This is a genomic window from Nocardia spongicola (genome assembly GCF_047200775.1).
Classification (GTDB): domain Bacteria; phylum Actinomycetota; class Actinomycetes; order Mycobacteriales; family Mycobacteriaceae; genus Nocardia.
The window spans coordinates 27,160-48,805 of record NZ_JBJZOO010000001.1; the positions used below are offsets into that span (position 1 = coordinate 27,160).

16 protein-coding genes are annotated in these 21,646 nt (G+C 64.1%); 10 read left to right on the forward strand and 6 right to left on the reverse strand.

From position 1 onward, the window contains the following. Nucleotides 1–9: 9 nt before the first annotated feature. Nucleotides 10–945 (reverse strand): hypothetical protein, encoded by a 936-nt coding sequence (locus ACL02S_RS00145; protein ID WP_412800154.1) that lies wholly within the window; start codon nucleotides 943–945, stop codon nucleotides 10–12. A 900-nt stretch (nucleotides 946–1,845) separates the two neighbouring features. Here ACL02S_RS00145 and ACL02S_RS00150 point away from each other — a divergent pair. Next, a complete protein-coding gene (locus ACL02S_RS00150) occupies nucleotides 1,846–2,187 on the forward strand; it encodes a hypothetical protein (protein WP_412800155.1) in 342 nt (113 codons plus the stop codon). An 84-nt stretch (nucleotides 2,188–2,271) separates the two neighbouring features. Here the strand turns inward: ACL02S_RS00150 and ACL02S_RS00155 are convergent, their stop codons facing one another. Further along, the gene (locus tag ACL02S_RS00155; RefSeq protein WP_412800156.1) at nucleotides 2,272–3,036 is read right to left on the reverse strand and encodes a class I SAM-dependent methyltransferase; all 765 of its coding nucleotides are present in this window, start codon (nucleotides 3,034–3,036) and stop codon (nucleotides 2,272–2,274) included. Between the two features lie 475 nt (nucleotides 3,037–3,511). Between ACL02S_RS00155 and ACL02S_RS00160 the strand changes: the two genes are divergently transcribed. From ACL02S_RS00160 to katG, 4 genes are all read left to right on the forward strand, one after another. Continuing rightward, entirely contained in the window at nucleotides 3,512–5,143 is a 1,632-nt protein-coding gene (locus ACL02S_RS00160; RefSeq protein ID WP_412800157.1) for an acyl-CoA dehydrogenase family protein, read from the forward strand. A gap of 37 nt (nucleotides 5,144–5,180) precedes the next feature. Further along, on the forward strand, nucleotides 5,181–5,972 hold the full coding sequence (locus ACL02S_RS00165) for a PaaX family transcriptional regulator C-terminal domain-containing protein (RefSeq protein ID WP_412800158.1): 792 nt from the start codon (nucleotides 5,181–5,183) through the stop codon (nucleotides 5,970–5,972). A gap of 80 nt (nucleotides 5,973–6,052) precedes the next feature. Further along, complete coding sequence (locus ACL02S_RS00170; protein WP_412800159.1) at nucleotides 6,053–6,346, forward strand: hypothetical protein; 294 nt, start codon at nucleotides 6,053–6,055, stop codon at nucleotides 6,344–6,346. Nucleotides 6,347–6,524: 178 nt separating this feature from the next. Beyond that, the gene (katG, locus tag ACL02S_RS00175; RefSeq protein WP_412800160.1) at nucleotides 6,525–8,756 is read left to right on the forward strand and encodes a catalase/peroxidase HPI; all 2,232 of its coding nucleotides are present in this window, start codon (nucleotides 6,525–6,527) and stop codon (nucleotides 8,754–8,756) included. Between the two features lie 316 nt (nucleotides 8,757–9,072). Here the strand turns inward: katG and ACL02S_RS00180 are convergent, their stop codons facing one another. After that, a complete protein-coding gene (locus tag ACL02S_RS00180) occupies nucleotides 9,073–10,065 on the reverse strand; it encodes an alpha/beta hydrolase family protein (protein ID WP_412800161.1) in 993 nt (330 codons plus the stop codon). Between the two features lie 96 nt (nucleotides 10,066–10,161). Here ACL02S_RS00180 and ACL02S_RS00185 point away from each other — a divergent pair, with 96 nt between their 5' ends. Both ACL02S_RS00185 and ACL02S_RS00190 read left to right on the forward strand, forming a co-directional pair. Next, a complete protein-coding gene (locus ACL02S_RS00185; protein WP_412800162.1) occupies nucleotides 10,162–10,497 on the forward strand; it encodes a LysR family transcriptional regulator in 336 nt (111 codons plus the stop codon). Nucleotides 10,498–11,053: 556 nt separating this feature from the next. Continuing rightward, entirely contained in the window at nucleotides 11,054–11,971 is a 918-nt protein-coding gene (locus ACL02S_RS00190; RefSeq protein WP_412800163.1) for a CorA family divalent cation transporter, read from the forward strand. A 49-nt stretch (nucleotides 11,972–12,020) separates the two neighbouring features. Here the strand turns inward: ACL02S_RS00190 and ACL02S_RS00195 are convergent, their stop codons facing one another. The 3 genes from ACL02S_RS00195 to ACL02S_RS00205 all read right to left on the reverse strand — a co-directional run bounded on the left by ACL02S_RS00195 (nucleotide 12,021) and on the right by ACL02S_RS00205 (nucleotide 16,211). Then, nucleotides 12,021–13,190, reverse strand: a complete 1,170-nt coding sequence (locus tag ACL02S_RS00195) for an alkane 1-monooxygenase (RefSeq protein ID WP_412800164.1) — start codon at nucleotides 13,188–13,190, stop codon at nucleotides 12,021–12,023. A gap of 421 nt (nucleotides 13,191–13,611) precedes the next feature. Next, nucleotides 13,612–14,934, reverse strand: a complete 1,323-nt coding sequence (locus ACL02S_RS00200) for a lipase family protein (RefSeq protein WP_412800165.1) — start codon at nucleotides 14,932–14,934, stop codon at nucleotides 13,612–13,614. A 599-nt stretch (nucleotides 14,935–15,533) separates the two neighbouring features. Next, entirely contained in the window at nucleotides 15,534–16,211 is a 678-nt protein-coding gene (locus ACL02S_RS00205; RefSeq protein WP_412800166.1) for a TVP38/TMEM64 family protein, read from the reverse strand. Nucleotides 16,212–16,390: 179 nt separating this feature from the next. Here ACL02S_RS00205 and ACL02S_RS00210 point away from each other — a divergent pair, with 179 nt between their 5' ends. From ACL02S_RS00210 to meaB, 3 genes are read left to right on the forward strand one after another with little or no spacing between them, the layout of a single operon-like run. After that, nucleotides 16,391–18,250 (forward strand): methylmalonyl-CoA mutase family protein, encoded by a 1,860-nt coding sequence (locus ACL02S_RS00210; protein ID WP_412800167.1) that lies wholly within the window; start codon nucleotides 16,391–16,393, stop codon nucleotides 18,248–18,250. Further along, complete coding sequence (gene scpA / locus ACL02S_RS00215; protein ID WP_412800168.1) at nucleotides 18,250–20,520, forward strand: methylmalonyl-CoA mutase; 2,271 nt, start codon at nucleotides 18,250–18,252, stop codon at nucleotides 20,518–20,520. The genes ACL02S_RS00210 and scpA overlap by 1 nt, the downstream gene beginning before the upstream one ends. Next, on the forward strand, nucleotides 20,517–21,566 hold the full coding sequence (gene meaB / locus ACL02S_RS00220; protein WP_412800169.1) for a methylmalonyl Co-A mutase-associated GTPase MeaB: 1,050 nt from the start codon (nucleotides 20,517–20,519) through the stop codon (nucleotides 21,564–21,566). Before scpA ends, meaB begins: the two co-directional genes overlap by 4 nt. Nucleotides 21,567–21,646 lie beyond the last annotated feature (80 nt).

The window sequence follows — 21,646 nt, forward strand, 5'->3', positions numbered from 1 at the left end:
GCGAGAACATCAGTCGTTGCCGTACTCTGCCTCCTCCGGCCAATCGTCCAAGTCTTCCGGATCGACCTCGACTGTGAACGTGTCATCGGTCAGGTCGGTGGCAGCAATGAGATCAGATCTCTCAAGAACAAGATGGCACGTCGGGCAACTGAAATAGTCAGGAGCTATATCGATTTCTGCAATCGTTCCGACGAAGTGATCCCGCTCATCGTCACCGTATTCGGTAACACGCCGCTCGACGATTTCTTCGCCCTCCAACCATCCATCATTTCCGCATGCGGGACAATCAGTGATAGTTCGGTAGGTCATCACGGGTGTCCATTGCGATGCCGTCTCCCACTTGGCTTGCTCGGGTCCGCTCATCCGGCCATCGCGAAAACGGATCAAAGACTGCTTGGCAGCAGAGATTCGCGCCATCACCTGATTCTGAACATTCTGCCGGTTCTGTGCGAGGTGTGCCTCGACTTCGTCGGTTCGATCTCCTCCGACGAGCATGGAAACATCGCTGCCTTGCGCAGCAAGAAGAATGTCGGTTTGAGCCCAAAACTGCGGCCACCAAGCATGTGCTGGAATCTTAGTGATACCCAATGCTGCACCGTGGAGATACTCGTTTCGACCGTTTGAAATCTTGGACGCTTCCTCTGCGCTGAAAGGCCGGAAGACGCGCTCGCACCGTTTAAAGATCGTTGATGCACGTGCGGTTGTGAAATGGGTTTCGCCCTCGATCAGACCAGCAGCTTTCAGGACGTGTGTTCCGTCCTCAGTCGGCTCAGCCACAAGGGTGGGCGAGACCTTGCACAATGCTGCTTTCGCCAGCAATTCGAGTGCAAGGGCAGCCCACAGCTGCTTTTCGTCCTCAGTCCGATCATCGGACGGGTCCATTGCCCGATTCATGAACAGCTTTGCCTTGACAAAAAATTGCTCGTAACCATATGGCATTGTCATCTCAGAAACCCTGTCTTGTAAGCGATTCTGGTGAGCTCACGATCATCGTTCTCGGCTGCTTTCGCTCGGCCATGCAGAACAGCGCGGTTATGGACGAGGAGCAGTGTGTCCGGGATATCCCAACGGTGTTCGTGGACATCGCGATAGGTTGTGAGCAGCATCCAAGCGTCCCGCGCCCTTTTGTCCGCTGGAGCCATGCAGTGGGGATCAAATCGCAATCCGCAGTCATCCACAGCCGTCGCCAAGAACGTCTGCCGTCCACTTCCCACGAAGAACACGCCGTGTTTCACGGCATGGGAATGCACAACCTCAAACTGCGGCCTCCAGATCCGCGTTGGAGTGGAGTTCGGTGTGGTCGAGTGCATCACCACGATGTCCGGAACTGCATGAAGGTGTGCGCCATCAACATGGAGCGCCTGTTCGTCCAAACCGGTTGTGGCGCTGATCGACCGCGAGTTGGCTTCGCCCCTAGTGGTCGGTCTGAGTCGGGAGATCGCCGGGTCGCCGCGTCTGGTAGCTACCGGCTCCCAGCCGCTCGCACGTGCGAAACTCTGGAAGTAGGGGAACGGCATCGTCGAGGATGCCCACCCGGATCTCCGGCAGTCGGCAACGAGCTGAGCCAGGACGTCATCTGGCGATTTAGGCATGGATACTCCGTCAATCAGAAGGGGCCGGAGGACTGTATCGTGCGCCCTGTGCCGACTGTCTCCAGGACACCTTCTGTGCACACACGGCCCAGATCAACCTTGCCGAACCGGCTCGCAAGCTTCACCACCAGCCCTAGCCAGGGGGAGATACCTTCTGACGTGGCGACCCGCAGGCTTCGTCGCGAGGTGCATCGACGAGACGGCCAACTCCTTGAGGATCTGAACCGATCGTCCGGCATGTCCTCTTGCCTTGGTGCAGAGGAACTTCGAGAAACGCAAGGTGTCGGTCGGAACCTGCGCGCGGGTGTTCGCGACGCCCTGCGTCCATGAACACGCTTGCGTGAGGTGCTCGCTCCTCAGGCCGGATCCCGCCCAGCGGGCCCGGCTCGAAGAGATCCACGACAACCTCGAAGCCCGCATCGTCGAAGCCAAACGCGAAGGCTGGCTCGGCGAAGTCGAAGGACTCCAAATCAGCTACAGCGGCGTCAAAGACAAACTCGCCCAGATCGATTCCACCCTCCGGCGCACCGCGGAAGCGACGGGGCTCGGGATGCCCACGTTCGGCTCCATCTCCGGAAGAAGCTCTGCCCCATGAGAATTAAGTGAGAACACTCCCGGACCCTTCAACCGCAAGGACCGATCCGGGTCAATCCGTTCGGGGAAAGCCAGCAAGACTCAGCTAAACGGCCTCCAGAACGAAGAACAAGAAGCTCAGGAACGCCCCGGAGGAGGACTTCGCCAGGGCGTCAGGGAAGAGTTCGCGGGCGCCCGGCGCCGGGGGCGGTTCGCTGATGACGGCTGTGCGAAAACCGGCCGCAGTGAAGGCGTCGGTCATCGCGTGCAGCGGCCGATGCCAGTAGGTGAGCACGGCCTCCTGACCGTTGAAGGTGTATTCCTCGGAGTACTTGACGGTCGCGAAATAGTCGGCGTCGCGATAGAGCCACTTGAAGACGAACGGGTGATTGACGGACATGATCAGCCGGCCACCGGGCGTCAGCACGCGCCGCAACTCGGCCAGTGGTTCGGTCCAGTTCTCCAGGTAGTGCAGCACCAGGGAAGCGACGACATCGTCGAACGCGCCATCAGGAAACGGAAGCGGACTTCCGATATCGGCGACGTGCAGGGCCGCATCGATGCCGAGTCGCTGCCGGGCCAACTCCACCATCTTCGCACTGGAGTCGAAGCCCGTCACGATGGCACCTCGGTCGCGCAGCGCCGCGAAGATAGGGCCGGAGCCGCAACCGGCGTCGAGGACCTTCCTGCCAGTCACATCTCCGGCCAGGTCCACAATGGCGGGCCGGGCGTAATAGCCGTTGATGAGGTTGGTTTCGGTTTCGGCCGTATAAGCCTCGGCGAAGGTGTTGTAGTCGTTTTCCACGGCCGCATCGGCGGCCCCGGCAGAACTCTCGGGAATGACAGGCATGCGACCCATCCTGCCGACCAACCAACCAGGATGCTAGGAGATCATCTCGCCTGTCAGTTGTCCACTCGGGCAGCATGTTCCGTCAGCGCTGGTCGAATGATCAGCAAGTAAACCCTTTGCCCTGCAATCGACCCGCGACCGATTACAAGATCAACGGCTCAGTTCAGAGAAGCAGGCGTGCTCATGTTGGCAGCCGGTGTCATAAGGGCGGGCGCAGCCGCCGAGCTCGACTTTGCGTGAACCCTCCCGGGTTTGATGCGCACCTTTCTTCTTGGGAAGGGTGTGGGCATCAAACCCAGGAGGGTTCAGCCGGGATCGCTGGCCAGTCTGACCGATCGGCCAGGAAGCAGCGCATATGGCCGAATGTCTCAGCTCATACCGCGGTCACGGACACGGTTCACAATGAAGATTATTACATTCTTCCTACGACTGTTCAGATTATGTAATATCTTAAGGAGATGCACCGTCGCAGTCAGTTGTAGGAGAGGCCGTCGCCGTGCCGAGTACACATGTAGTCACGAATCAAGTCCCGCCGTTCGTGGGTTTCAACCCCGCGGAGAGCCCGGTGCTGCTGGAGGCACTGCACCGGGAGGGCGGCGGTTGGGCGGAACCGGAGGTCAGGGCGCTGGGTGCGCTGGCAGGATCATCTGAGGTGCAGGAGTACGCGGTACGGGCCGAGCGCTACGAGCCGATCCTGCATACGCACGACAGATACGGTCACCGGATCGATGAGGTGGAGTACAGCCCGGACTACCACCGGTTGATGAGCATTTCGGTCGAGCACGGTCTGCACGGAGCGCCATGGGCGGACGACCGGGTAGGCGCGCATGTGGCGCGGGCGGCGAAGATGGTGGTGTCCCAGACCGATCCGGGACATCTGTGCCCCATTTCGGGGACCTATGCGATCGTGCCCGCGTTGCGCCTCCAGCCTGAGCTGGCGAAGGTGTACGAGCCGCTGTTGACCAACCGGGTCTATGACCCAACGGTCGCGCCACCGTTGTCCAAGCAGGGATTGACGGCGGGGATGTCGATGACGGAGAAGCAGGGCGGCTCCGATGTCCGCGCGAATACGACAGTCGCGACGCCGACCGCCGATGGCAGCTATCTGCTCACCGGGCACAAATGGTTCACTTCAGCCCCGATGGGTGACTTGTTCCTGGTGCTGGCCCAGGCGCCGGGTGGACTGACATGTTTCCTGTTGCCGAAGGTGCTACCCGACGGAACCCGCAATCGGATGCACCTGCAGCGGTTGAAGAACAAACTCGGCAACCGCTCCAATGCCTCATCGGAACTCGAATACGACGGTGCGCTGGCGTGGCGGGTCGGCGAGGAAGGGCGTGGGGTACGCACCATCATCGAGATGGTCAATCTGACCCGGCTCGACTGCTCGCTCGGCAGCGCGATGGGCATGCGGTGGGGTGTCGCGGCGGCGATGCATCACATCACGCATCGCAAGGCCTTCGGTGAGTACCTGATCGATCAGCCGCTGATGCGCAATGTGGTCGCGGACCTGGCGGTGGAAACCGAAGCCTCGACCATGGTGGCGATGCGGATGGCAGGCGCGACCGACCGTGCGATACGCGGTGACGAAACCGAAGCCTTGTTACGCCGGATCGGGCTCGCGGCGACCAAGTACTGGCTGTGCAAGGGTGCGCCGAAGCATGCCGCCGAGGCGATGGAATGCCTTGGCGGTAATGGGTTCGTCGAGGACTTCGGGATGGCCAGGCTGTATCGCGAGGCGCCGCTGGGTGGGATCTGGGAGGGATCCGGCAATGTCGCGGCCCTGGATACCTTGCGTGCGATGGTGACAAAGCCCGAAACTGTGCCGGTGCTGTTCGGCGAACTCGAACTCGCCAAGGGGATGGATACCCGGTTCGACAGTTACGTCGGCACGCTGCAGGCGAGTCTGGGCGATCCGGAGACGATTCAGCACCGGGCCCGCACTATTGCCGAGCACATCACGGTAGCGCTGCAAGCGGCGTTACTGCTGCGACACGGGCATCCGGCGGTCGCGGAGGTGTTCTGCGCGACCCGGCTCGATGGTCGCTGGGGCAATGCCTACGGCACATTGCCCGCCGGATTGGATCTCGACCCGATCATCGACCGTGCCGCGGTGAAACTGTCCTGAGCGGTACGGGCCGGTCGAGCGCCGATATGCTCGGGTGGTGGGCAGTGACGGTAACCGGAGGATGAAAGCCGACGCCGCGTCCACGGAGGATGCCGGTGTGCCCGAATTGCGCAGGCTGTCGGCCAGGTCGGTGATTCTCAGTCTCATGCTCGGTGCGCATCCACCCGAGCTGCCGGTGGCCGAGATCATCGCTCTGGCCGAGAAATTCGGTGTGCAACCAGCGGCCGCGCGGGTGGCGTTGAGTCGGATGGTGACCGCTGGTGATCTGCACCGCACCAACGGCACCTACCGGCTCGCGGATCGGCTGTTCACCCGGCAGCAGCGGCAGGACCGGATACTGAGCACCACGGCCGCTGTACCGTGGAACCAGCGGTGGCGCACCGTGGTGGTGGTCAGTTCCGGTGACAGCGCTCGAGCGCGCGCCGATTTCCGGGCGACGATGCTGGGGCAGCGCTTCGCCGAACTCCGGGAAGGGGTGTGGATTCGTCCGGATAATCTCGAATTCGTCAGGCCTGCCGCGGCGACGCCACGCATCGAAACCCTGTCGGCGGTTCCCGACGAGGATCCGAAAACGCTCGCCGCACGGCTGTTCGGCCTCGACGAGTGGGCGAAGACCGGTACGGCCCTGATCGAGAAGATGAATAGCGCGGACACTCCTATCGACCGTGTCACGGTCACCGCCGCGATCGTTCGCCATCTGCTCACCGATCCGCTCATGCCCGCCGAGTTGCTCGACGAGCACTGGCCGGGCGAGTTGTTGCGCACGCTGTGCCTGGCGTATAGGGGAGTGGCGTACCAGGTCGAGCTCTCTGCCACGGCGCGTTCGTAGGAGTCGCGGTCCGCGGCGTGGCCGCGTATCGGTAAAACAGACTCTTGTCTCATTCCAGGAAACGGACGAGACTTCCTTGCGTGGCAACAGCCTCGGAGTTCCAGCAGACGCTGCGGGGAGTTTCGTCGCGCGTGCCCGGTCCTCGGGGCACGGCGCTGAGCACAGTGTGCGACGACCCGCCCACAGGCACAGGTTCGATCATCCGTGCCGTGCGATCCGGGCTGTCCGAGCTGCCCCACCACACTGTGTACGGCTCATCGAATGCGCGCACTGCCGTCGGCTCGGTCCAGCGCATTCAGCTGTCCGGCTCCACGGCACGTGACGAGTCGCGGGTCGGCGATGACCACTACGTGGTATGCCGGTATGTGGGGTGATTGCCGATGGTGACCGCGTTGTCGGTGAGACCCTGTGGTCGAGCGTGTCCGCTGATCGCGGGTTCTCGATCGACGAGGCCGAGGTCAGCTACTGGGCCTGCGCCAAGGCAGTGCGGAATCGCAGGCTCGCCAATCGCATACCTGATCGCATCGCATCACTTATTCAGGAAGGAATGCTGTGTCATCCGATAGCCGCCCACCCAACCCCGACACCAGCACGCAGAGCGCGAGCGAGAGCGAGAATCCGGCCATCCCGTCTCCGACCGTGAAGACGGATCGTCGCCCCCGCAGTAATAAGGACTGGTGGCCGGAGCAGATCGATGTCTCGATGCTGCACGCTCGCTCGTCCACGGCCAATCCGCTTGGTGCGGATTTCGATTACGCCGCGGAATTCCGGAAACTCGACGTCGATGCCCTGAAGGCCGATCTGACGGCGCTCATGACGACATCGCAGGACTGGTGGCCCGCCGATTACGGTCATTACGGGGGCCTGTTCATCCGGATGAGCTGGCATGCGGCGGGTACGTACCGCATCGCCGACGGCCGAGGTGGTGGTGGGCAGGGCGCCCAGCGCTTCGCGCCGCTCAACAGCTGGCCGGACAATGCCAGCCTGGACAAGGCTCGCCGGCTGCTGTGGCCGGTCAAACAGAAGTACGGCGCCAAGATCTCCTGGGCCGACCTGCTGGTGTTCGCAGGCAATGTGGCTTTGGAGTCGATGGGGTTCAAGACCTTCGGTTTCGGCTTCGGTCGCCCGGATATCTGGGAGCCGGAAGAGGTTTACTGGGGTCCGGAGGACACCTGGCTCGGTGATGAGCGCTATAGCGGCGACCGGGAACTGGCGAACCCGCTCGGCGCGGTCCAGATGGGCTTGATCTATGTGAACCCGGAAGGGCCCAACGGCAGGCCGGATCCGGTGGCCGCGGCACGGGATATCCGTGAGACGTTCGCCAGGATGGCGATGAACGATGTGGAGACCGCCGCCCTGATCGTCGGTGGTCACAGCTTCGGTAAGACCCACGGTGCAGGCGATGCCGAGCTGGTCGGTCCAGAACCGGAAGCAGCTCCGATCGAACAGCAGGGCCTCGGCTGGAAGAGCGCCTATGGCACCGGCAAGGGGAAGGATGCCATCACCAGCGGTCTGGAGGTGGTCTGGTCCACCACTCCGACCGCATGGGGTAACAGCTTTCTGCAGAATCTGTACGGCTACGAATGGGAACTGACAAAGAGCCCTGCCGGAGCATGGCAGTGGCAGGCGAAGGACGGTGCGGGCGCGGGCACCATCCCGGATCCCTTCGACGGTCCCGCGCGTAACCCGACCATGCTGACCACGGACCTGGCGCTGCGGGAAGACCCGACCTACCGGGAGATCACCCGTCGCTGGCTGGACCATCCCGAGGAACTGGCCGAGGAGTTCGCCAAGGCGTGGTACAAGCTGCTGCACCGCGATATGGGACCGATCAGCCGCTACCTCGGGCCGTGGGTTCCCGAGCCGCAGCTGTGGCAGGACCCGGTTCCCGCCGTCGACCACGCATTGATCGACGAATCGGATACCGCGGCCCTGAAGAGCAAGGTCCTCGAGTCAGGCCTTTCCATTGCGCAGCTGGTCAAGACCGCCTGGGCAGCGGCGGCGAGCTTCCGTAGCACCGATAAGCGCGGTGGCGCCAACGGCGCTCGCCTCCGGCTGGAGCCGCAGAAGAACTGGGAGGTCAACGAGCCTGCCGAGCTGGACAAGGTGCTTCCGGTGCTCGAGCAGATCCGGCAGGACTTCAACAGCTCGGCCTCCGGTGGTAAGCAGGTCTCGCTTGCCGATCTGATCATCCTGGCCGGGTCCGCCGCGGTCGAGAAGGCAGCCGCGGACGCGGGGTACGCTCGCACAGTGCCCTTCGCGCCGGGACGGACGGACGCGCCGCAGGAGAACACCGATGTGGAGTCGTTCGCGGTGCTCGAACCGCGTGCCGACGGATTCCGTAACTACGCGCGGACCGGTGAGAAAGCTCCGCTGGAGCGCCTGCTGCTCGACCGGGCGTACATGCTGGACCTGACCGCACCGGAACTGACAGTGCTCATCGGTGGTATGCGCGCTTTGGGAGCCAACTACGGTGGCACCAGCCATGGCGTGTTCACCGACCGGCCCGGGGTGTTGACGAACGACTTCTTCGTCAACCTCCTCGACCAGAACACGGAGTGGAAACCGTCCGAGTCGGCGGAGAATGTCTACGAAGGTTCCGACCGGTCCTCCGGCAAGGCCAAGTGGACGGCCACCGCCAACGATCTCATCTTCGGATCGCACTCGGTATTGCGTGCGGTGGCCGAGGTGTACGCACAGCACGACGCGGCGGAGAAGTTCGTGAACGACTTCATCGCGGCGTGGGTCAAGGTGGTCGACAACGACCGGTTCGACCTCGGCTGAGCCGTATGGCGATTCCGGGCCGGCCCTTCGGGGTCGGCCCGGATGTGTTTCCGGCTTATCGTGGGTTCGAGAAAGGGATACGGGGGGGCCTGCTCGCGTTCGCGGCCGTGTATGTCTACCGAGAAGCGTTACCCATGGTTGGTTGAGCGCGTGTTGCTCACGCTGTCGTCAGCGTGGCTCGGTGCGCTCGCGCCGAGCCGGTGATCCAGCAGGTACCGCTCTGAACAGGCCACTGTCGACGACGAGATCCTGACCCGGTGACCGCCGGTGGCTGTACTGAGCACGGCATTGGGCTGTGCCGGACTGGTGAAGCGGTTCATATCGGTGTTCCGATCAGCGCGCGGGCGACATAGTCGCTGAGGTGGGGCAGCCAGTCGGGCCGCGCGTTGCCGAGAAGGTGGTCACCGTGGGGTACCGACAGGTAGGTGCCGTGCGGTGCGAGCCGGGCCATGGACTCGCCGTTCGTCACGCCGGAGATGGTGTCCTGCGCACCGTCCACGATCAGCAGTGGCGCCGTGATGCGTGGTACGAGGGCGGCGAGGTCGACGGCGGCGGTGAATGTACGTGCCGCCTCGACCCCTCCGGTGAGCTGGATGATGATGTCCCGTATCGGCGCGGGCAACTGCTCCCAGTCGAGATGGAAAGGGCCACTGACGGTCGCGACCACCGCCACCCGTGGTTCCAGCGCGGCGGTCCGTGCCGCGAAATAGCCGCCGAGGCTGAGCCCGACGAGCCCGACGCGTGCGATTCCGATGGCGTCGATGATCCGGCCGACGACCCGCTCGTAGTTCGGTTCGAGGTGGGTTGTGGCCGCGAGCGCTCCCTGCCCTGGGCCGTCCATCGCGAACACGGCCAGGCCTCTGGCCAGCAGTGCGGATACCAGGTCGAGGAACTCCTCCTTGGCCGAGTCGAGGCCGGGGATGACGATCACGGTGCCTGGTGCGTCGGCGGGGCCACGCAGCCAGCCGGTGAATCCCGCACCGCTGATCTTCCTGGCATCGGGCTCCAGCACGGTGAGCGCTCTGCCGGAGGCACGGTCAGCCTCGGCGGCGGCATGGTGTGCTTCCGCGTATGGCGCCAGCGTGGCCAGGCGGAACCACCGTGCCGCCATCAGCAGATATTCGCCCGCCGAGCGGGACGATCCCGCGTTCTCCGCGCGCTCCAGGTAGGCGTGTGCGGTGTGCGCGAAGGCCGGACCCCAGTCGGCGATACCGGTGAGGCTGTCGGTGACGCGCCGGTACTCGTGGGGGTCGACTCCCATGCTGATGGCACGCGTCCATTGGGTAGCGGCGAACTCGCTGGCGTTCATCGTGTTCCTCCCTGTCGGTAGGACGGCTGCTCAGTATGCAACCTGCCTACCACCCCCGTGAGCCGACAGCAGGCAGGAAATCCCGACGAGTCACCTATGGTCGGAGGCGTAGATCTCGACGTGGGGCGGATACGTGCCTTTATTCGTGTCACCGAGGAGCTGCACTTCGGGCAAGCGGCTGCGACACTCGCTATTTCCCAGCAGGCGCTGTCCAAGCGGATCGCACGATTGCAATCCCTGCTCGCCGCCATGCTGTCCCAGCGCGGCGGCAACTCGGTACATCTCACCGAGGCCGCGCAGCGGTTCCTCGCGCCTGCTCGGCATACCGTGGCCGCCGCCGATGCCGCGGTTGCTGCCGCAGTCGGCGACCACCGTCCGTGCAGTACGGTTTCACATGCGAAAGAACTTGCTGTTACTCATTTTTCGGCCTGATGCCCCGACTGTATTTCTCTCAGGTGACATATCGCCGAATACTTGCTCTTCTCATTGACGCACCCCGATCGGCGGATTACTAATGGTGGATGGCGCAATTCGTGCGCCATCCGACCAGCGAAACGAGGTGAGCGGCAGATGCCGGCTGACAGTATCGACCTCTACAGCCCTGCCGCTCTCGCGAAACCGGTTGCGCTGATGCGTCTTTGATCCGTACAGGCGAGTGGAGCGCTAGCCGTATCAGCTCGGCCGCTCGCCCGCACGGCTTGCGTACCCGCCGTTCTTCGGCTGGAAGATGCCGCATCCGGGCCTGCCTTGTGTGGTCCTTTACCCGTGGCGCGACCGGCAGTGGTCAGGTCGCAGTCTGCGGCCTCCCCTCTGGTGTGTTCGTCCATCCGGAGGGGAAGCCTCATCCCGAACGAGTAGTAAGTATTGGAGCCTCCACTATGGACACCGTGCTAGAGCAAGTTGAAAATCCTTATACTGCAGTGCATCCCGTGCCGCAGCTGATCGCTTCCGTGCCGGCTGCCCGCTCCGTTGTTCCCGGAGGTAGCTGATGACAACGTTCCTCGACACCGCGGCTGCCGATCGTTTCGACACCGAAGTGCTGCAGCAACACTGGATTCCTCTGGCCAGGAAGGACATCGATACCGCGGCTGTGCTCAGGGAACGGCTCGGCGTCGACTTCACCGCCATACGCGAGGAGGGCGGGGCGGCAGGTAACTTCCGCTATCTGCCGGTGGTCGCCTGTTACGAGCGCGGCGAGACCGTCGAGCACGAAACGATCGTCTTCGCCCTCGGCAGCGAGTTCCTTGTGACGCTCCAGCCATCCGAGCATTTCCTCCCGTTCGATAAGGCGATCACTATGATGTGCCGCAGGCCCGCGCTCGCCGGTTCCACCTACGGTGTGATGTACGCGCTGCTCTGGGCGCTGAACGAGGCATCGGAGCGGGTGATCCAGCATGCCGGTGACGCGCTGGAGACGATGAACAGTGAGATCGATGCGGCGGCCTGCGCTGCCGATCGGCGGGATCACGAGATGGGCGAAGGGGGTCTTGGTGTCACGCTCCTGCGGATGAACGCCGTCGAGCAGGTCATCTCACGCACTCGAAAGACTCAGTGGCAACTGGCTCGCGCCACTCGTCACCTGAGGGCAGGGACGCCGGCCGGGCAGGGGGAGCTGGATGGTCCGATCGACCTCCTGCTCACCGATATCGATGGGGTAGGACAGTATGCGAGCCTTATGCACGATAAAGTCCGCTATCTGCAGCGATCTGTGACGGCCCTGCTGGATACCACCCAGCGCCAGAGTATCCGGATGCTCACCCTTTGCGGGGCGGTTCTGTTGCCGCCCGCACTGGTCGTCGTTTCGGTACCGGAATTGCCGTGGCAGCATCGTTTTCTGGTCGCCGTCGTGATTCCGCTTGTCGCCGCGGTAATCCTGCTGACCTGCGCCAAGAAGAAAGATCGCTAGCGTCGCGTTGGGAGCGGGCCTGGTATCGGCCACGGGCCGATACCCGTGCTCATTCGGCAGGAACGTACCCGGTGGGTTCTTCGATGTAGGCGCGAGGCCGTTTGGTCCTCGGCTTCAAGTTGAGGAGCATGACGTTGCCGCCGTAGTGGGCCAGCACCCGGTGGTCCATGACCGCGCGCCATAGTGGCGGGATGGCTGCCAGCACCACCATGGTGGCGTAGCCTGCGGGCAGTTGGGGTGCTTTATCCGAGCTACGGAGGGTCTGGTATCGGCGACCGGGGTTCGCGTGGTGGTCACTGTGGCGTTGTAGATGGAAGAGAAAGATATTGGTGACCAGACGGTCGCTGTTCCAGCTGTCGCGCGGTGTGCACCGCAGGTAGTGGCCGTCCGGGCGGCGCGGGCGCAGTAGTCCGTAGTGTTCGACGTAGTTCACCGTTTCCAGCAGCCCGGCGCCGATCAATGCCTGGAGCGCGAGAAACGGGATCACCATGGGTCCGAAGGCCAGGATCATGGTGCCGAACAAGGCCGCACTCATCGCCCATGCCTGTAGGAGATGATTATCTCGGCAGAACCAGCGCTTTCCTTTGTTGGCCAGGCGTTCGCGTTCCAGGATCAGGGCCGAGCGGAACCCGCCGATCATGGTGCGTGGAAAGAATTCCCACAGCGATTCACCGAACCGGGCGCTTGCCGGGTCTTCGGGAGTAGCGACACGGACGTGGTGTCCGCGGTTGTGTTCGACGAAGAAATGCCCGTAAGCGGACTGCGCCAGCGCGATTTTCGCCAGCCAGCGTTCCAGATGCTCGGCTCGATGCCCCAGTTCGTGAGCGGCGTTGATACCGATACCGGATACGAACCCCAGTGTTACCGCCAACCCTAGTTTGTCGACCAGGCTCAAGGCGTCGTCGGCCCAGAGATAGCCGGCGATGAGCAGGCCGATGAACTGCATCGGCAGGAAAAGGTAAGTGCACCAACGGTAATAATGATCGTTGGCCAGTGCCTCATAGTCCTCGTCCCGTGGATTGCTCCCGTCGTCTCCGATGAACCAGTCCAGGAGGGGGATCACCCCGAGCACAATGATCGGACCGATCCACCAGAACAGTTCCAGGCCGGTGTGCGCGACCAGTTGTGAAGGTAGTAGCGCACAGGCGGGGGCGATCAAGCTGAGAATCCACAGATAGCGTTTGGGATCGCGCGCTTGCGAATCTTTGAAGATCGTCATAGCGGTCCGTCTCACTGGTCGACTGGTAGAAGCACCTGATCGAGCGAGAGTGCTGCCGAAACAGTTGCACCGAATGTTGTAGCTCTAGGATAGCTGATCTCGTTCATGGGTTCCTATTTACCTATAAATATGGCTATGAGCTTGGTTTATTTGAAGTTGCCATGGTGTAGCCATCGCTAATGGCTGGATATCTCGGCTGTGTTCGCTGCCGAAGCTCACTCCGGCGGGCCGGGTCTCCGCGATCGGCTCGGTAGGCGCAGCGGCCGGCGCGGGCCATCGTGACCGGCCCGCGCCGCGAGTATCGTGCCAGGAAAACGTGGAATCACGCCCGCGTGACGGCTATTACTTCACTGCTACTCCGCCCCACGATATGCGGCCGATTCCGATACCACCGGTATCGGAATCGGCCACTCGCCCACGATCAGGGCAGAGCCGTGCAGTTGCTCGGGGCAGGCCGGTCGGCAAGCCGATCGGTCACCCACTGTTGCGAGGCCGCCAGTGCCGGGAAGAAAGCCAGCACATGAGTACCCGTGAGACCGGAAAGCGGAGGGATCACCGCGTTCGCGTCCAGCTGTACGGTCGCGCCGCCACCGCACCAATTGGCGGCCATGCCCCGGATGGGCACATACGGTGCTCCCTGGTCATTCATGGCGGAAGAGATGAATACGGGCATCGCCGGGGTGATCGTGCCGACCCGCTGCGCTGCGAACGCGTCCCGCAATACCGGGGTCCGATCGATCACCTCGGTGATCGGTTGCCCGCTGGTAGTCCACTGCGAGGTATGCGGATATTGCTGAGCCAACCCGGCCGGGACGGCGCATTTGTTCCGTGATTCTTCCAGGATCGCCTTGCCGATATCGTTGAGTTCGGCATCGAGTGCCGGGCGGGTTTCCGGATAGTCGGCGGCGATACCGTTGAGAATCCAGGCGAAGGCGGGTGCGATATCGGCTCGGCCGTCATTGAAGCCGATGAAGTACTCGTCGTCCACCACTGGGCCGCCGATGTAGGCACCGCGCACATTCAGTTCCGGTGCATAGCTCGGTTGCAGTTCGGCCGCGCCGGCGGAGGCCATACCACCCTGGGAGTATCCGTAGAAGATGACCGGGGTGCCGGGATTGCCTGCGCCGGGCAACTGCAGTGCGGCCCTCGCGGCATCCATCAGCGCATACGCTTGCGCTTTCCGGTTGAGATAGTCGTGGATCATGGGGGTGCCGAGACCGTTGTAGTCGGTTACCGCTACTGCCATGCCGCGGGCGAGTAGAGAATAGATCGCCAGCACGTCGTATTCGACGATCACGTCGAACGGGGGCCGGTAATCGACGAGTTCGGACAACAGTTTCGAGGGCGCGCAGTTGTCGCCTTGGCCCTTGGTGCCGACACCATAAGCGATCAGTGGGCGCTCTCCCGGACCGTTCCAGGGGCGCTGCGGCTCCAGGTACATGCCGACTACCGCGGTCCGCGCGCCGTGCGTATCACTGCTGAGGTACATCATGCGCGTCGCGGACGAGGGGATCGCGCCGGGTTGTCCTGGGGCCGACAGTGCCAGCCGCGCCGGCTCGGCACGGAGGATGGTGCCCGGCGCTCCCGCGGGCAGCGGTGCGGGAGGTATATAGAAGGCGGCGTCGACGGCCGCGTCTTCCGCGGGCGGCTGCGTCCAGGCATGCGGTGCGGAAAGTGCCCCACCGGCGACTATCACAAGACTTCCGGCTAAAGCTGCTGCCGCGCTGAGTATCCGGCTCCTCACGATTCGATCCTCCCTGCGATTTGGAATACCCATGGCATCTAGATCGGATACCGAAGAGTGTCTGCACCCGAGCTCGGCACCGGGTAAGGACGTGCGCCGTGTCGATCGTGACGCCGGGTGTTGTGGAGGGTGGTCACCGACCACGGCAGGCACCGCGGACCAGGTTCATCGAAGGCGCTGGGTAGTCGTATTCAGCTTGCGCACCGAAGACGATCGGTCCGGCTGTCCTCGATGGGATCCGTGGTGCGTGCGCCGAGGTCGCCGACAGTGTTGCTCGCCCACCCCGCGACTGTCCGCACGAACGCCGAACTCCGGTTCTAGCGGCTGTATCCAGTTCGGATCGTCGATAACCGGTTCGGCGTGCTCGACGATCCGTTCACGACCCGTGCTCAGCTGGTCGGTCGTGCTGAGCAGGGTACGGCGCCGGAGGTGGCGATCAATGCCCGCCGCGGCTGTGTCAGTATCGCCCGGCACCCATGTTCTCGGCAGCGGAACTTCATCGAGGCGAAGCCTAGCAGTTCGAATCACGGCGCATCGGAAGATTCCTGGCATGTGTGTCTTCCGCGACCATTCCGATACCGTGTCGGAGAAAAGCCTGCTCAGCTGGTTGTCGGGGCGGGCTCGGCGGTTGCCGTTGGGGTGATCTTCCATCGTGTGTCGAGGACCAGCCCGGTGAGGCCGATCGCGAAACAGCAGCCGGAGACCGCCAGCATCGCCGGATGCGCCGTACCGGTGAGCGCGTCACCGAGGATGACTGTGCCGATCGTGCCGGGGAGTACGCCGATCATGGTGGCGCTCAGATAGGGCCAGAATCGGATCGACGACAACCCGCAGCAATAGTTGACCACCGAGAACGGCGCCGCGGCGATGAGCCGCAGCGATCCGACCGCCAGCCAGCCGCGTCGGGCCAGATGTTCATCGATAGCGCGCACCGAGGGATGGGTGAGCCGGGCCGCGATCCGGTTCCGGTCCAGCGCGCGGACGAGCAGAATCGCCAGCGTCGCGCTGATAGTTGTCGCGATCACCGCGAGTACGATGCCCAAGAGGGGACCGAACAGCAGGCCCGCGCTCACGGTGAACACCGTGCGTGGGATCGGTGCGACCGTCACCAGCGCGTAGACCAGGAGGAACAGTAGGGGAAGGGCCGGGCCCGCCGCGATTGCCCACTCCTGGATCCGGTGCGGGTCCGGCAGCGGAACCAGCAGCGCGGCGCCGAGTACCGCGGTCGCGGCGGCGAGGAATGCGACGACACGCCAGTTGCGGATCAGCCTGGTCACCCGCATAGGTTACCGGTTGGTAGTGATGGTCCGGATCGGCTGGACGGTCGCCGCCCGCTAGCATCGGGGCAAGCGGGACGAACGCCCGTTAACCGAAGCAGTTGCTGAGCTGGGCGCATGTGAGGTATCGGGCGCATAAGATGCGGCGTGCCCGTGTCGAGGAAGAGGAACAGCGAGCTATGCCGATTGCTTCAGATTCCGGAGTGGATCCGGTGCCCGAGTTCGCCGCGTGGCGTAAGGGCGTCCTCGGGGTGCTGGCGAAGGCGCATCGCGTCGATGCCGCCGCGCCTCCTGCGGAACCCGAGCGACTACTCGACCAGGTCACCTACGATGGGTTGACCATCGCGCCACTCTATACCCGTCATGACGAGCTGCCCGAGCAGCCGCTTCCGGGAAGGTTCCCGTTCGTCCGCGGGCACGACGCCACCAGAGATGTGCACCGAGGCTGGTTCGTCGGCGCTCGGATCGGCGAACGCGATGCCGAGGCGGCCAACCGCCGGATTCTGGACGGTTTGGTGAACGGGGTCAGTGCGCTCTGGCTCGGTGTCGGCGACCGCGGGGTGCCGGTGGCGGAGTTACCGGCAGCGCTGGCGGGGCTGTTGTTCGAACTGGCTCCGCTCACCCTGGACGCGGGCGACGCCGTCACCGAGGCGGCGGAGCAAGTGTTCGCCGTACTCGACGCCTACTCGGTCCCCGCGCGTGCGGACATCAGGGTCTCCCTCGGTGCGGCACCGTTGACCAGTAGTTTCGCCGCTCTCGGCGATGTGGGTCCCACCGAGGCCCTTGCCCTTGCCTGTCGGGCGGCGGACAGACCGGAGACGGTGCGCGCGATCACCGTGGACGGCACAGTTTTCCACGACGCGGGTTCCTCGGATGCCCAGGAACTCGGCGCGGCCGTCGCGGCCGGACTGGCCTATCTCCGTTCACTGACCGAGGCGGGCCTGGATATCGTGGACGCGCTGGAGCAGGTGGAATTCCGGTTCGCCGCCACCGACGACCAATTCGCCACTATCGCGAAGTTCCGTGCCGCCAGACAGCTGTGGGCGCGGGTCGCGCAGGTATGCGGAGCGTCGGATTTCGGCGGTGCGCCGCAGCACGCGGTTACCTCGGCCCCCATGATGAGCCAGCGTGACCCCTGGGTGAACATGCTGCGCAGCACCCTCGCCGCGTTCGGCGCAGGCGTGGGTGGCGCCGACACCGTGACCGTCTTGCCATTCGATGACGCCTTGCCATCCGGTGAGCTCGGCGTCTCGCAGTCGTTCGCCGATCGCATGGCACGTAACACCCAGCTGTTGCTGCTGGAAGAGTCGCATGTAGGTCATGTGCGGGACCCCGCCGCGGGTTCGTGGTATGTCGAGAATCTTACCGCCGCGTTGGCGGCGAAGGCGTGGGAGTTCCTGCAGGAGATCGAGGTGGCCGGTGGCTATCCGGCCGCACTGGAGTCCGGCCTGCTCGGTGCGCGAATCACCACGACCAAGACCGCGCGCGATACCGATATCGCGCATCGTAGGACCGCCGTCACCGGCGTGAACGAATTCCCGAATCTGGCCGAACGGCCACTGTCCGAGGCAGCGCGGCAGCCGGATGGTGCCCGTCGCTATGGCGCGGCATTCGAGCATCTGCGCAACCGCTCCGATGCCTATCTCGCCGAACACGGCGAACGCCCCAAAGCATTGCTGGTGCCGCTCGGTTCGGTCGCCGAACACAACGTGCGAGTCAGCTATGCCGCGAACCTGCTGGCCTCCGGGGGGATCGAAGCCGTCAATCCCGGCCCGTTGGATACGGAGGGGATCGCCGCAGCGGCGACCGAAACAGGCACACCGATCGCGGTCCTGTGCGGGGCCTATAAGCGCTACGTCGACGAAGCCCGCGTGGTGATGCAGCGGTTACGCGCGGCAGGGGTCACCACCGTGCTCTTGGTCGGCACGGGGAAGTCTGTCGCCGAGTTGGACGACTCGGAGCGTCCGGACGGGATTCTCAACGCGCATATCGATGCGGTTGCTGTGCTGTCCGGCTTGCTGGAGAAAGTGGGAGCCTGATGACCACTCGGGAAATCAAACACGTGATCGGCAGTTTCGCCGGGGTACCACTGGCCGAGCACACGCCGCGGCCCGCGGCGGCCGATGCGGCGGCCTATGCGCGGGAGGTCGCGGCGGCCAACCAGTACACTCCCGAGCAACTGGTGTGGTCGACACCGGAGGGCATCGATGTGCCGCCGGTGTTCACCAAGGCCGACCGGGATGCCATTGTGGCCGAAGGATATCCGCTCGACAGCGTGCCCGGCACCGCGCCGTTCGTCCGCGGGCCGTATCCCACGATGTACGTCAACCAGCCGTGGACCATCCGCCAGTACGCGGGCTTCTCCACCGCCGCGGACTCGAACGCGTTCTACCGGCGCAATCTGCAGGCGGGCCAGAAGGGACTTTCGGTCGCGTTCGACCTGGCGACACACCGCGGTTACGACTCCGACCATCCGCGGGTACAGGGGGACGTCGGCATGGCGGGTGTCGCCATCGACTCGATCCTGGACATGCGTCAGCTGTTCGACCATATCCCGCTGGACCAGGTCAGCGTCTCGATGACGATGAACGGTGCGGTATTGCCGATCCTCGCACTGTATGTCGTGGCCGCCGAGGAGCAGGGCGTCGCACCCGAGCAGCTGGCCGGAACCATTCAGAACGACATTCTGAAAGAGTTCATGGTCCGTAATACCTACATCTATCCGCCGAAACCCTCGATGCGGATCATCTCCGATATCTTCGCCTACACCAGCGCGAAGATGCCGAAGTTCAATTCGATCTCCATCTCCGGTTATCACATCCAAGAAGCGGGCGCGACCGCCGACCTGGAGCTGGCCTACACCCTCGCCGACGGTGTCGAGTACATCCGCGCGGGTCTCGACGCGGGTATGGCGGTCGATGAGTTCGCGCCCCGGTTGTCGTTCTTCTGGGGCATCGGCATGAATTTCTTCATGGAGGTCGCCAAACTGCGGGCAGGTCGTCTGCTGTGGAGCGAGCTGGTCGCGACATTCAACCCGAAGAGCGCGAAATCGCTGTCGCTGCGCACTCATTCGCAGACCTCGGGCTGGTCGCTCACCGCGCAGGACGCCTACAACAATGTCGCCCGCACCTGCCTGGAGGCGATGGCCGCCACGCAGGGCCACACCCAGTCGTTGCACACCAACGCGCTCGACGAGGCGCTGGCGCTGCCGACGGATTTCTCCGCCCGGATCGCGCGCAATACCCAGCTGCTGATCCAGCAGGAGTCCGGCACAACCCGGCCGATCGATCCTTGGGGCGGGTCGTACTACGTCGAGTGGCTCACCCATCAGCTGGCCAACCGTGCCCGTGCGCATATCGCCGAGGTCGAAGCGCACGGCGGTATGGCGCAGGCGATCGGTGCCGGTATCCCGAAGCTGCGTATCGAGGAAGCCGCCGCGCGTACTCAGGCGCGGATCGACACCGGTCAGCAGCCGGTGATCGGTGTCAATAAGTATCAGGTCGACGAGGACCAGCAGATCGAGGTGCTCAAGGTCGACAACTCCAGGGTGCGCGCGGAGCAGATCGAAAAGCTGCGGCAGATCCGGGCCGACCGAGACCAGGACGCGGTGGAACGCGCACTGAACGAATTGACCAGGGCGGCCGCGGCCGCCGGGGGCACTATGGCCGACAATCTGCTCGCACTGGCCATCGACGCGGCGCGGGCCAAGGCCACCGTCGGTGAGATCTCCGATGCACTGGAGAAAGTGTATGGCCGCCACCAGGCCGAGATCCGTACTCTTTCCGGTGTGTACCGCGATGAGGCAGGAAAGGCCACCACCATCACCGAGGCGAGTGAACTGGTCGAAGAGTTCGCCGAGGCCGAAGGGCGCAGGCCACGCATCCTGATCGCGAAGATGGGGCAGGACGGTCATGATCGCGGCCAGAAGGTGATCGCCACGGCCTTCGCCGACCTCGGCTTCGATGTCGATGTGGGCCCGTTGTTCCAGACTCCGGAAGAGGTGGCACAGCAGGCAGCCGACAACGACGTGCACGTCGTCGGGGTGTCCTCGCTGGCGGCGGGTCATCTCACCTTGGTGCCCGCCCTGCGGCAGGCGTTGGCCGATGTCGGGCGGCCCGACATCATGGTCATCGTTGGCGGCGTGATCCCGCCCGGTGATTTCGACGAGCTCTACCGGGCAGGCGCAGCGGCGATCTTCCCACCGGGCACAGTGATCGCGGAGGCGGCGATCGGCCTGCTGACCGAGCTCGGCGCGGTATTGGGACACGAGCTCGGCAGCGGCGCCGCGGATCCCGCCGTGACGGAATGAGTGAAGCGGATTCGACGGCGCCGGTCACCGCGCCGGTGTCGGTGCGTCGGCCGATCGATGTCGACGAGCTCGCTACGGCGGTCCGTGCGAATGAACGGGCCGCCCTGGCGCGGTCGATCACCCTGGTGGAGTCGACCAGAGCCGATCACAGGGCGCTGGCACAGCGACTGCTGCTGAAGCTGACACCGGAGCCGGGGGAGAAGACTGCGGCACCGCTCTCGCATCGAGTCGGTATCACCGGCGTGCCCGGCGTAGGCAAGTCCACCTTCATCGACGCGCTCGGCATGTATCTGATCGGTAAGGGACACCGGGTCGCTGTGCTCGCGGTCGATCCGTCCTCGACCAGGACCGGTGGCTCCATCCTCGGTGACAAGACCAGGATGGCGCGGCTGGCGGTGGAACACAGTGCCTATATCCGGCCTTCCCCCACTGCGGGCACGCTCGGTGGTGTCGCCAGGGCGACCCGCGAAACCATCGTCTTGCTGGAAGCGGCGGGATACGACGTGATCTTGGTGGAGACCGTCGGTGTGGGGCAGTCCGAGGTCACCGTCGCGAATATGGTCGATGTGTTCTGTTTCCTCACCCTCGCCAGGACCGGCGATCAGCTCCAAGGCATCAAGAAGGGGGTCCTCGAACTCGCCGACTTGGTCGCGGTGAACAAGGCCGACGGTAAGCACGAGACCGAGGCCGCGGCCGCCGCGCGGGAACTCGCCGGGGCGCTGCGCCTGATCCACCCGCACGACGCGCTCTGGCAGCCGCCGGTGCTGACCATGAGCGGATTGACCGGCAAGGGCCTTGATCGGTTCTGGGACACCGTGTTGGAGCATCGCCGCGTGCTCACCGAAGCCGGGGAGTTCGAGGAGAAGCGCCGCCGCCAGCAGGTCGACTGGACCTGGACCATGGTTCATGATCAGCTGCTGCGAAGGCTCGTTGACAATCCGGAGGTCAAAGCGATTCGAGGGCAGGTGGAAAAGCAGGTCCGCGACGGCACCCTGACCGCCGCGCTCGCCGCCGAGGAACTGCTCCGCGCTTTCGACGGCCGGTGATCCGGCCTCACCGGCGACGGAGCGGCGTCGTGTGAATCGGACCGGCGCGGTGGTCCCCGTAGTCATTCGATGCCGAAGAG

What these genes read in the sequence shown, in the direction of transcription:
- scpA (WP_412800168.1), top strand. Translation starts at nt 18,250, where the DNA reads ATGACCACTCGGGAAATCAAACACGTGATCGGCAGTTTCGCCGGGGTA.
- ACL02S_RS00195 (WP_412800164.1), bottom strand. Translation starts at nt 13,190, where the DNA reads ATGACGATCTTCAAAGATTCGCAAGCGCGCGATCCCAAACGCTATCTG.
- ACL02S_RS00210 (WP_412800167.1), top strand. Translation starts at nt 16,391, where the DNA reads ATGCCGATTGCTTCAGATTCCGGAGTGGATCCGGTGCCCGAGTTCGCC.
- ACL02S_RS00190 (WP_412800163.1), top strand. Translation starts at nt 11,054, where the DNA reads ATGACAACGTTCCTCGACACCGCGGCTGCCGATCGTTTCGACACCGAA.
- ACL02S_RS00145 (WP_412800154.1), bottom strand. Translation starts at nt 945, where the DNA reads ATGACAATGCCATATGGTTACGAGCAATTTTTTGTCAAGGCAAAGCTG.
- ACL02S_RS00185 (WP_412800162.1), top strand. Translation starts at nt 10,162, where the DNA reads ATGGTCGGAGGCGTAGATCTCGACGTGGGGCGGATACGTGCCTTTATT.
- ACL02S_RS00180 (WP_412800161.1), bottom strand. Translation starts at nt 10,065, where the DNA reads ATGAACGCCAGCGAGTTCGCCGCTACCCAATGGACGCGTGCCATCAGC.
- meaB (WP_412800169.1), top strand. Translation starts at nt 20,517, where the DNA reads ATGAGTGAAGCGGATTCGACGGCGCCGGTCACCGCGCCGGTGTCGGTG.